The organism is Chloroflexus sp. MS-G (assembly GCF_000735195.1).
In the GTDB taxonomy this organism is placed as follows: Bacteria; Chloroflexota; Chloroflexia; order Chloroflexales; family Chloroflexaceae; genus Chloroflexus.
On sequence record NZ_JPIM01000238.1, the window covers coordinates 1 to 1391 of the forward strand.

Annotated in this window: 1 protein-coding gene and 1 pseudogene; both read left to right on the plus strand. The window is 48.7% G+C overall.

The genetic code is table 11. The features are described from left to right. Window positions 1-248: pseudogene (locus JE47_RS21890) on the plus strand (glycosyltransferase family 39 protein); the annotation flags it as partial. 72 nt (window positions 249-320) lie between these two features. Continuing rightward, window positions 321-1391, plus strand: a 1071-nt coding sequence (locus tag JE47_RS21895) for a Wzz/FepE/Etk N-terminal domain-containing protein (protein WP_031461454.1), incomplete at its 3' end; no start/stop codon positions are given.

Genomic DNA, 1391 nt, shown 5'->3' on the forward strand with positions numbered 1-1391 from the left:
TCGTGGCAGTGGTGATAGCATGGGTTGCATTATTCGGGCGGTTGCATCCTCTTGGCGATGGGACGCCATATATTCCGCGTGGTCGCTACCTTTACTGGGCGATGCTGCCTGCGATGTGGCTGCTGATCGTAAGCTGGCAACAGCTCTGGCCTGAGCAATGGCGACGGCTAACGCTGTACATCTTACTCGTTGCTGTTGCGATATTTGATCTCGCGGCGCTCCTAACATTGGTACGTTTCTACTATTGACGATTGTTGACGAAAAACGCCTTGTCTGCTACTATCATTGGTCGCTCGGGCTAAAAAACGGAGTTTGGAAGCATGGACGATGAAATCGATTTGAGACCATATCTGAGCGCTATACTTCAACGGTGGTGGATCATTCTCGGCACTGCCTTAGGTGTAGCTATTATCGCAGGCTTCATCGCCTGGCTGCGAACCCCACCCTATACCGCCAGTACATCACTGCTAATTATACCGGCAAGCGCCCAGGTCACACTGGATAGCCGGTTTACCAGTCGCGATTCATTCCTGTTCACAACTACCGCGAATCAGCGTGAAGCATTACTTGGTCTGGCTCGTGATCCAACGCTGCGGAAGCTCCCTTTAGTGGCGGTAGAGGTTGATGGAGCACGCCAATTACTGATTGAGCGTAAAGTAAAATCATTACTTTTAGCTTCTGACGCGCACCATGGCGAACGGTTATTCACTCTTGTTGCTAATCAGTTGGGTATTCCATCTTTGGTTGTCCAGCACGGTGCTACGTTAGATGATTTTGGGTATGTGCCTCTTTATGCGACCCGGTTTGCAGCATGGGGTGAAATTAGCAAGCAGTGGCTTATTGCGAGAGGAGTATCACCGGAAAGAATTGTAATAACGGGATCACCGCGCCTTGATCACCTGGCTGATAACAAAAAATTTGGACTCACACGCGAGGATTTCTGTTCGCAATTATCGCTACCCCCTTCTGGCCTCTGGGTACTATGGGCGATGGATCCCATAACCAAGCAGGAGAACGCCGCCATACTGAAAGTCTTGTTGGATGTAGTTAACCGAATTGAATGGTGTTATTTGATAATTCGTCCCCATCCAGGCTCCCCGCAAACAGCTTGGATTTCAAGATTCGTTAATAGCCAGAAGCACGTTGTTATCTCCTCACCTGAATACCCTTTGTACGAAATTTTAAAGGCTGTGGACGCAGTGATCATCCAAGATTCTACGGTTGGGTTGGAGGCGATGGCTTTAGATAAGCCAGTGATAGTACTTTACCCAAAAGGAAAACCCATAGGTGAACTGTATATCCAATCGGGAGCGGTCAATGTAGTGACTTGCGTTGATGAATTACAGCATACACTGGAGCATCTCTACCAAAACCGAGCACTGACAGTAACA